Below are 9464 nucleotides of genomic sequence, written 5' to 3'. Positions count from 1 at the left end.
CTTGAGAAAGCTTGGTACGGGTTCAATCTGATCGGCGATATTGGTTTTAGCCGTCCATCTTGCTTGGCCGTTATAAATCACCAAGGGAAACTGCTGGTGGTGCAAGATGGCACCCAACAATGACATCTGACTCACGCAGCTGACCAGGCATAATAGGGTGGCGTTGTCCTTGCGCATCCTTGATGGTTTTGTGTTGCTCTAATAAATAGTCCGAACTGTAAAAAGTACGGTGAATCTTTAGTAGGCATTGCAGATCGGAATAATCAGCTGTTTCATTAAAAACAATTGTTTGTGCTTCACTATAGGCTAGCGCCAGATGTTGTTTGGCGTTCGAGTCGAGCTGAGAAGCAAAATCTTGCTGCATAGCCCTATAAATATCGACAGGATGGGTGCCTTCACTTTCTATGAGGTTTGAGTAATAGTTGTTGACTAGTCGAGTGATGCGTTTTATTTCGTTAAGAACGTTAGGTTGTAAACCTGCAGATAAGCTCGCACACCCAACGACCAATTCATCAGCTTGCTTTAACAATGCGGACGTCTTTGGGTTTTCTACAGAGGGCATAAAAGGTGTTAGCAGATTCATTTTGCCGTTATCTCCATAAGCTGTATCTTATTAAAGATTAACACAATTATGAATTTAAGATACTAAATTTATTTATATTTTGCCGTTTATTTTGCCGTTTGATCAGTGCTGTTGAAATTTAAGACCCTATACTTTTTTTGTGAAGCAAGAATGTCGGTGTAGTATTGTTCAGTAAAACATTTGACTTTCACTTACTCGTCTTGTCCTGATATTTCAACTTATTTGTAACTTGAATGTAAGCGTCCGACCGCACCCATACTAGTCGCCCCATCCTAAACCTGCCATCATGATCGCGTCAATTAATCCAAGGGCGCATCATGAAAAAAACAACGCAGCTCGACAAAAAAGCCACCTTTTGGCGCAGTCATCGTCGCGGCGCAATTACAGGCTAAAATCAGCAAAGATCCAAAGCAAAAACTCGATGCCAAAATCGGCTTAATTCGCTTGTTGTATCAACGCGGCTACAGCAAACAACAAGTCCTAGAATTATTGCGTCTTATTGACTGGATGATCACATTGCCGCATAATCTAGAAATCGAATGTAAACATATTGTTGACCAAATAGAAGAGGAGCAACACATGGCTTATGTCACATCAATGGAACGCATTGCAATGGAAGAAGGCATCCAACAGGGCAAACTTGAAGGCAGGCTGGAAATGGCATTGGAAATGGTACGACAACTCAATGTATCCATAAAAAAAGCGGCTGACGTCGCGAGTGTGTCGGTAAAAGACTTAATGGATAGATTAAACCAAGAAGGCAAGCCTAAATCCTAATCATCAAGCCTAGCTTGTTTATCGCGCACCCCTTAACTGGGGTGTTTTTTAACGTGTCGCCGTGATCTAAATGCCATACCTCATGCATGCTCAGTGCAAACACATCTAAATAATACCGAAAAATCAGTGCAGTAAGCATGTTAACCTCATTACCAAGCTGTGCGCCACGGTCATTAGGTTTAGAAAATCCCTGTCATTGCGAGGAGCGCAGCGACGCGGCAATCTCTCAAGGGCGTGCACATTCTCAAAAGATTGCCACGGTCTTCGTCCTCGTCATGATGCGTGGATTTTAAACAGCCAATGCGTTGTTTAAGATAAAATGTTAACGAGTTTATACAGAAGGAAAAAACCATGCAAATTCGATACGCATTAGGGTTGATTGTTTTATTATTTGGCTTGGTGGGCTGTGCAAGTCATCCCTTGGGCATTGATAAGGAGACGTGGGAGCGCATGAGTCCTGAGCAACAACACGCCGCGTATCAAAAACAAGCTCAATTGCGTGCCGAGCGTCAAGAACGCCAACGCCAGCATGAAGCCTTAATGGCACAGCAAAAACAACAAGCCTTTGAGCAGGCCGGATTTGGTGACAAGCTTCAATGCGTGGTGCGCCAAGGTCATGTGCAAATGAGTAAAGAAACACACCCGATTACGCCTGTTGGCTTTCGGGTAGTGCGTGGGTTTAGTGAGCAGGTTGATGTTGAATACCAACGACAAAACCATACGCGCACCTACAGCCAAGCGCTCAATATTGAGTTTGATGGTATGCAAGCACGATTTTGTGAGGGCACACAACAACGCCATTGTGCCGTGATGGCTGGCACTACCCGAGAATTTGCACGCGGTATGACCACCCTCCTTGAAGCGCCACGTATTCATGCTAGGATATATTGCGAACTCGAACAAGATGGCACTCGCCATCACTATCGTCGATGAAACCCAATAACCCCCAAAAAATATTAATCAGTGCCTTGCTGGTCATCCTCCTGCTTGGCGCGGGAAGCGCATTGCTTTATGCTATAAAACAACAACACCAAGCCCAAATTGAACAGGCGCTGATTGGGATACTAGACAAGGGCACCTATCCGCTTGGTCAGCATATTTCTGTGGGCATGGATGATCACTATCTCATCAAGCAGACGATTCTCGGTGCAGACATTCAACTCTCTGGACTCATCAACATCTATGACACGGCTTATCATCTGCCGCTCATCGCCCAAGTTCGCGCAAAGCAGCTTGTGGTGGTGATTGATCATGAGCGACTTGAAGATGGCCGTGTTAAACAACAAATTGAAGCCATTTGGCCCGGACAGGATCAACCCATAAAACTAACGGCTAGGCTTTTTCCAGATGGCTTTGACGCAACACTCACGACACAGCAGGGCGTATTAGCGCGAGAAGATACCCAGTATTCACCCGATTATGCTTTCTCAGCCTTAGTCGGTCAAAATACGCTCAACCTGCGCCATCGAGAAGACCAACATGGTAAAACCCTTGCCTTTGATGCGGATATAGCGCGACTTCAACTCAGCGCAATGATGGCGGGTGATGTTTTTGCACTGGACCTCAATCATCTAAAATCCGACTTGGCGATTGTGAATCCGATAAGCCTGACAATAAAGCCAAGTGATCCAACTGATGGGTTGCGCCAACAAATGCCGATTCAGATAGCACAAAGCCTGCAGCTCCAGCTGAGCGCACAGGGCATAGCCTATGCCAGCTATACCGACAAACTGCGCCAAACCAAAATTGAAAACCTTGTTTTGTCTGGGCATCTACTAAACAACCCACATGAAGGATTGAGTCTGCTTGCGCACTATGCCTCGGATTCAGATTTGCTCCAAACGTTCGGCATGAAATACGACCAAGTGCAGTTCTCCATCAATATGGCATCAAACTATGTTTCACCTGAAATAGCGCTATCTATTTTGAATAGCCTAATCCAGCAAACACCACAAACCAATGCAGGCCTGGTGGCAAAGCTGGATGGCATGCGCTTAGGAGCGGGGGTTGGCGGGCGCATCGCCCCATCGCTTGATTATGACAAGCTATCGCTTGCGCTGACACTCCATACCGCCACCCTGGATGACAAAAGCCGTTTGTTGGATGTGTTCTATCAGGCCGATGGGGTAGTGGCGATTGATGCGGATGCCCAATCGATTAAAAACAACACAGGCCCTTTGGCATTAGGGATTCTCTCAATCCTCAGCAACCATAAAAATGACCAAGGCGAGCCCATTATTAACACTCATGATCGTATGCAGGGTGAAATACCAATAAAAAGGCTTCCTCAAATCCTTGGTCAAGCCTTAACACAATAGATTAGAACGATGAATGAGAGCGATGAATAAAAGCAATAGGGTCAAAAATGGAAAGATTAGCCATCGTGATTTCAACTAACCCGCCCAAAAATACGCGACACCTTGGATTGTGGCCGTCGAGGCCGTTGTTGCCGTTGTGTCCATCGCGGGCGCTAAACCTAAACCTGTCGCTGAAACAGCTTCTAAGCCTGACGCTAGCTCTGATTTTAACCCTGGCTCTGAGTGTGTTCTCCTCTTTGCCCGCGCAAGCCGAATGGCCGCAGGTAAACTGGAGTGAACAGCGCACGCTAGACTACCATTTACAACGCTTTGCCTTTATAGGTGAAAAACACCTTGTACAGCAAGCGCTCGAACAAGGTGCGCAGGTCGATGCCCAAGAGGGTGAGCAGATGAGCGCCTTGTTATGGGCGGCACAACAAAACCATCCGGCCATCGTGGCTTTGTTGTTAGCCAAAGGCGCCAATCCCTACCAGCAACAGCCCAATGGTCGCCATGCGATGGAACTGGCGATTGAACAGAACAGCCAACCGCTGATCGATGCCCTGCTGGCAGGTGGATTTGATGTTAATCATCGTGCCGACATCGGACAAGAAACCCCTTTATTGATTGCCCTGCGTTATGGTCGCTTGCCTTTAGCCTATCATCTTATCGAACGAGGTGCGCAACCCGATGCAATGGATTCACTCGGGCGCAGTGTGCTCAGTGAGGCGATTCGCCTGAAAGACCCACAATTAGCCGCGCTGGCGATTGAAGCCGGCACGCCAGTCAAACGCTGGTTGTCAGCGGGAATTTTTAATCCATCCAATCCTCAACCAGCAAGACCCGGGTCACGCGAAGCCGGGAAGGGCGTTGCCACCTATCTGCATTATGCCGCGCGCCTAGGTCAGGTTGAGATTATGGCCCAACTGCTCCAAGCTGGGGTGCATCGTGATTTACTCACCCATACCGACCAACTCAATCTGGATGCCGTTGGATTGGCCGCGTTTCATGGACATGACGCGGCGCTGGATTGGTTATTAACCCAAGGCGCGAATCCTTATCGCTACTACATCAATCGCCATCCCCAAGGCAGTCGCGGAATTTACTATATTGGCGGTGGCCACAGCGGATATACTCTGCTCAGCCTTGCTACTTCAGCGCTCATTCAAGGGGGACCGAGGGCATCGATTGATCGCTTGTTAGCCTTGGCGCAAGCACAAGACTATGCCAAACTAGAAACCCCGGCGTTTTTTGGTAATCTGCTGTATTGGCCTTTAAACGATGCACCAAATGCCAGCTATTACCAAACACTCATCGAGCGGCTGGAGGCATGGGGTTTTGCGCAAGCGCAAGCCGTGCGCCAAGCCGAAGCCAATGATCTCAAAAACCAGCGTGACTATCATCAACAAAAGCAACAACAAGAAGCCGAGGAGTTTGCTAATCGCACACCACGCAGCCGAGCGATTGACTATATACGTGCTGGTGATCTTGCCGGACTAGAATCCCTGCATAGTCCAGACCAGCCCCTAATGACCATCTTGCCTAGCGCTTTCTTTTGGGTTATCTCCCAACAACAGCCGCAATTGATATTGCCCTTGATTGAACTTGGGTTTAATGCAAAGCAATATACCATTGGCAATCAAACAGGCCCGCTCTTGCCGGAGTTGCTTGCCGATTGGCGACAAAACCGAGGCTTTTATGACGTCTTTTTTACCCTCGTCGAACAAGGGCAAGACATAAACCAATACGATGTAAACGGCCATACGCCACTGCTGCGATATTTACAAACCCACCCAGAACACGATGAGGCGTTATTAAAACGGCTAGTTGAAAAAGGCGCGCGCATCCATTCAAAAAACGATGCGCTATATCAATTTTTAGCCACCGCGCGCCGCCCAGCGATGATCGCACAGCATCCAATACTCAAAAGCCAAGTGAATACACTCTTTAAACAAGCCAATTTAACCGATACCGCCCTCAAATTGCTGGCCGATAAAGCGCGAGGAGGTCGCACCACTCGCCACCCCGAAGCCATGGCACAACTCATACACTGGCACTGGAAACACAACCAAACCCAAAACCCTGATCAACCCCAAACCCCTGACCAAACGCTCGACCTTGCACGACTGTTTGCCCAAGCGCAACAAGACGGCTGCCGAACCACACAGCGTCTCGCTTGGTTTTATAGACCCCATGCCGGTTGGGAGCGTCCAGTGGAACCAGCGCATTAGAACCGCTAGTAACCAAAACAAGCAAGCTTCAATACAAAGGCACTTCCGTTACTGGGGTGAGAGGTATGTCAAAGAACTGATGAAGCGGTTCGCTGACCAGATTGGGTAGGGCGGTTTTTACGCGTTTGGTGTTGATTTTTAGCTCTCTTAAGTCTCCCATCGCTTCGGGCAATTCGGTGATTTTGCATTTGAGTAGGTTAAGGCGTTTGAGGTTTTTTAGCTCAACCAGGCCTGGTGATAACGCGGACAACCCAGTCGCTTCCAGCGATAAAATACGCAGCTGAGTCAGCTGACCGATTGAGTCGGGTAAGGTGTCAATCGAGGTCGAATCCAGACGCAAGACTTCCAGTGCAGAAAGTTCGCTAATCGAATTAGGTAGTTGGGCTAGATTCTTACACTGGGATAAATCCAAACGCTTGAGTGCTTTTAGTTCACCGATTGAATCGGGCAGGCACTGCAATTGGCTGTGCGACAACTCAAGGTTTTCAAGCTGTGTCAGTTGCCCTAAGTTATCTGGTAAACACTGAATGTCTGAACCAAAGGTGCGCAGCACTTTAAGCTGCTGACATTGCGCGAGGGCTTCAGGAAGCTGGGTGAAGCGTCCGCTCCATAAATTCAGTATTTCCAACTGGGTGAGTTGGCCGATTTGCGGTGGTATCTCGGTTAAATCGGTGCGCCCGATGGTCAGATGTTTGAGTTGGCTTAAACTAAATAGGGCATCTGGCAAGGCGCTTAAGGGTGTATCAGCGACCTTGAGCACTTCAAGCTGGCTGAGTTGGCCGATAGTGTCTGGTAGGTGAGTTAGCTGACACTTATCAATGGCGAGCTTTTTTAACTGGCGCAGTTGTCCAATCGCCGGTGGAATCTCGGTTAGGCTATCATCACCGCCGACCTCAAGTTCGGTAAGACTTAATAGCTGTTCGCTGCTGAGCGCCCCGTCACGACTTCGAGTATAGCGGTTGACCCAAACCGTCAACTCAGCTAAAGCTTGCTTGTCGGCATTGTCCGCCGCGTTGCCACCAATCTTTTGCATCAGATTTTTAAAAAATGTCATTGTTATATCCTCCGGGTTTTGATTAATAAGATCGTTAATTTAAGTTTTATAGCTAAAAATCCGAGGGGAACGCCATATAATTGCGCAGTTCCGCATACAGGTTTGGATTAGTTTGTTGATGCTTACTGACTAGCTTGAACAGCGCTGCGATCTCATCTTTGCTGTGGTTTTGCCACTCAATGCTAAGCTCTTGCATGATTAACACAGACACCGCCGGCGCTATATCCTCCGCTGGGCTAGATAACAAGGTTCGCCAACTCATATAGGGCGAATAATCGGCAGCCATCTGTTTGGCAAACAAAACCTTAAGGGCGTGTACGTTGGCATAATGCAGGGCATGCATAAAAGGGGAAGCAAGATTAGTGAGTGGGACCCGTCCTAAATAGCGTCCCGTGTCCACAAGATAATCAAACGCCTCATGCTGATGGTATTTAATTGACCAGATAAGCGGGGTAATCATCCGGCCTGAGTCGATTTGGCGCACACCGACACTGTTATCGGCTCCTTTTTGTAGCATCAAAAGAATCAGGTCTTGGCGTTCGGCTAAGTGTCCACCGGCAAGCATCGCTTGAAACGGGGTGAGTGTCTGAGGGCTAACTCGGTGATTAACGTTGGCACCGGACGCAATCAACTCGCGCACAAAGCGATGAGTGGTTGGATTTTTGAGCATATTAGGCATCATGGTAAAACTATCTAATCGTGTCAAAGGCGTTTGGTTAGTGCTATTAAGCTGATTAGGGTCGGCACGACCTTCTAGTAGGCATTGGGTGGCTTCTTGCATTTTATTTTGCGTAATCAGCGAATGCAAATCACAGGGCTCAGGCGCACTCAACGCCTGCCCACTAAAACTCAATACAACCCATCCGACCCATAAAATAAGGGATGGTTTTATTAATTTTGGTTGCATCCGTTTTACGCTCATTTTCTCGACCCTTAAATAGTTTGCATCAATATTATCACGCCCAATAGCAGTGTGCTAAACAGGGCACCTTTCAGATAACTTGCGTTGTTGCGTGTGGCCCAATGATGAAGTCTTGGCCAGTGGGCTTTTAGCCGAGGTTTTTCAATCAGCTTGTGCAACAGTGTGCTAAGTTTTGGGGTAATCAGCAGCGCCCAAAGCACTAACCCAATCGTCCAGAAAATAACAGCGGTGCGAGGCCGAATGATTTTCTCAATGGCCAAGGGTGCGATATCAAGCTCTCGGTGTGGGTGCTGATTGTTTGTTTTTTCCAACCAGGCCTGCTGGTCTTGGGTGATGGGGCGGACAATGAATTTGGATACGTCTGACTCTATGTTGCGGTCTGCCCAAACAAAGGGCGTACTTTTAGGTTTTACAACCATGAGGACTAAGTGGTTATCCATTGGGTAGGCATACCAAACCTCGCTCACTTTTGTGATAAGACGATCAGGGTTTGTGCCGTGCCAGTAGGCGGCATGTTTTTCTCTTGGCCTTAACCCCGTCGTATAAGTCAGTGAATGTCGCTCTATTTCGTGATAATAGCCCATACCGGAATAAACGACATCGCCAACTTTTGCTGTCTGCATGTCCAGCATAGCCCCTATTTTAAAGGCGCCATGATGGTGGTAAATCACCCATGCAGGCAATCCCACTATGACAACCACAACAAAGAGAAAAACAAAAATATCCGTGATGCGTTCTTTCAAGCTCATTTAGTAGGCCCTCAATTTAGAATTGAGTGTCATGGCGTTTAGGTTAAATTGAGCATCTTCATCACCTTGCTTAGCGGCCATTTCAAACCAATAGGCGGCTTGTTTATAGTCTTTTAAAACCCCACGACCTTGTTCATACATGACACCAAGATTGTTTTGGGCGCCAATATGACCACTCTGCGCGGCTAATTGGTACCAATACACCGCTTTTTTATCATCGCGAGTGACGCCCTGGCCTCGGCTATACATAGCCCCTATATTAAACTGCGCCTTGGTGAAACCTTGTTCTGCAGCCATCTGATACCAATAGGCCGCCTGCTTGTCATCCTGGTCTACGCCCTTACCGTTACTGTACATTAACGCAAGATTGAATTGTGCATTGAGACGACCTTGCTTAGCGGCGAGCTCCATCCAATAAGCCGCTTGTTGAAGGTCATGCGGCGCACCTTGGTTTTTGATGTACATGACACCTAGATAGTTTTGTGCCTCGGCATGGCCGTTTTGTGCTGCTTTTTTAAATTCCTGATAAGCCAGATCATAATTAGAGTCTGCTCAGAAAATATAAATCATTGTTTTAAAACAAAAATACTTGTTTTTGTGGTATAGTAATGCACAGTTTTTCAGCCCCAAGATATAAAAAAGCGTGCACAAAAATGATTCGAGACCACTCTGTAACCCAATTATCACTCAGCGAATTCGATTGGCCCTTCCAATCAGATCTTGATCCACAAAACCGCTGGGTTCAACTTGCACAGTGCATTCCATGGGATGACTTCGCCCAAAGCTACTATGCCAAGCTCAATCAAAAACGCGGTCGTCCCGCCAAACCCGCACGTTTGGTGATCGGTGCA

General features: G+C 47.5%; 9 protein-coding genes and 1 pseudogene. 5 read left to right on the top strand and 5 right to left on the bottom strand.

The annotated features are described in order from the left end of the window. Positions 1–70 precede the first annotated feature (70 nt). Entirely contained in the window at positions 71–583 is a 513-nt protein-coding gene (locus tag NA59_RS11840; RefSeq protein ID WP_044412981.1) for a Fic family protein, read from the bottom strand. A 444-nt stretch (positions 584–1027) separates the two neighbouring features. Between NA59_RS11840 and NA59_RS11835 the strand changes: the two genes are divergently transcribed. The 4 genes from NA59_RS11835 (at position 1028) to NA59_RS11820 (ending at position 5888) form a co-directional block, all read left to right on the top strand. Next, on the top strand, positions 1028–1360 hold the full coding sequence (locus tag NA59_RS11835; RefSeq protein WP_157792620.1) for a hypothetical protein: 333 nt from the start codon (positions 1028–1030) through the stop codon (positions 1358–1360). 351 nt (positions 1361–1711) lie between these two features. Further along, the gene (locus tag NA59_RS11830; RefSeq protein WP_044412978.1) at positions 1712–2293 is read left to right on the top strand and encodes a hypothetical protein; all 582 of its coding nucleotides are present in this window, start codon (positions 1712–1714) and stop codon (positions 2291–2293) included. Then, the gene (locus NA59_RS11825) at positions 2290–3678 is read left to right on the top strand and encodes a hypothetical protein (protein ID WP_044412975.1); all 1389 of its coding nucleotides are present in this window, start codon (positions 2290–2292) and stop codon (positions 3676–3678) included. The genes NA59_RS11830 and NA59_RS11825 overlap by 4 nt, the downstream gene beginning before the upstream one ends. Before the next feature lie 47 nt (positions 3679–3725). Next, entirely contained in the window at positions 3726–5888 is a 2163-nt protein-coding gene (locus NA59_RS11820; protein ID WP_044412973.1) for an ankyrin repeat domain-containing protein, read from the top strand. 28 nt (positions 5889–5916) lie between these two features. On the opposite strand, the gene NA59_RS11815 is transcribed toward NA59_RS11820, so the two are convergent. From NA59_RS11815 to NA59_RS11800, 4 genes are read right to left on the bottom strand one after another with little or no spacing between them, the layout of a single operon-like run. Next, the gene (locus NA59_RS11815; protein WP_052501659.1) at positions 5917–6942 is read right to left on the bottom strand and encodes a leucine-rich repeat domain-containing protein; all 1026 of its coding nucleotides are present in this window, start codon (positions 6940–6942) and stop codon (positions 5917–5919) included. A 52-nt stretch (positions 6943–6994) separates the two neighbouring features. Continuing rightward, positions 6995–7849, bottom strand: coding sequence for an ankyrin repeat domain-containing protein (locus tag NA59_RS11810; protein WP_157792619.1), 855 nt, complete (start codon positions 7847–7849; stop codon positions 6995–6997). Positions 7850–7875: 26 nt separating this feature from the next. Further along, entirely contained in the window at positions 7876–8613 is a 738-nt protein-coding gene (locus NA59_RS11805) for a hypothetical protein (protein WP_044412967.1), read from the bottom strand. Further along, on the bottom strand, positions 8614–9147 hold the full coding sequence (locus NA59_RS11800; protein WP_269763851.1) for a tetratricopeptide repeat protein: 534 nt from the start codon (positions 9145–9147) through the stop codon (positions 8614–8616). A gap of 119 nt (positions 9148–9266) precedes the next feature. On the opposite strand from NA59_RS11800, the pseudogene NA59_RS11795 reads away from it, so the two are divergent. Then, a pseudogene (locus NA59_RS11795) lies at positions 9267–9464 on the top strand (IS5/IS1182 family transposase); the annotation flags it as partial.

The organism is Thiomicrospira microaerophila, from assembly GCF_000934765.1.
GTDB classification, from domain to species: Bacteria; Pseudomonadota; Gammaproteobacteria; order Thiomicrospirales; family Thiomicrospiraceae; genus Thiomicrospira; species Thiomicrospira microaerophila.
Note: the sequence above shows the minus strand (reverse complement) of the source record. Positions and strands in the feature narration are given on the sequence as shown.

What these genes read in the sequence shown, in the direction of transcription:
- NA59_RS11830 (WP_044412978.1), top strand. Translation starts at nt 1,712, where the DNA reads ATGCAAATTCGATACGCATTAGGGTTGATTGTTTTATTATTTGGCTTG.
- NA59_RS11815 (WP_052501659.1), bottom strand. Translation starts at nt 6,942, where the DNA reads ATGACATTTTTTAAAAATCTGATGCAAAAGATTGGTGGCAACGCGGCG.
- NA59_RS11805 (WP_044412967.1), bottom strand. Translation starts at nt 8,613, where the DNA reads ATGAGCTTGAAAGAACGCATCACGGATATTTTTGTTTTTCTCTTTGTT.
- NA59_RS11825 (WP_044412975.1), top strand. Translation starts at nt 2,290, where the DNA reads ATGAAACCCAATAACCCCCAAAAAATATTAATCAGTGCCTTGCTGGTC.
- NA59_RS11810 (WP_157792619.1), bottom strand. Translation starts at nt 7,849, where the DNA reads ATGCAACCAAAATTAATAAAACCATCCCTTATTTTATGGGTCGGATGG.
- NA59_RS11820 (WP_044412973.1), top strand. Translation starts at nt 3,726, where the DNA reads ATGGAAAGATTAGCCATCGTGATTTCAACTAACCCGCCCAAAAATACG.
- NA59_RS11840 (WP_044412981.1), bottom strand. Translation starts at nt 583, where the DNA reads ATGAATCTGCTAACACCTTTTATGCCCTCTGTAGAAAACCCAAAGACG.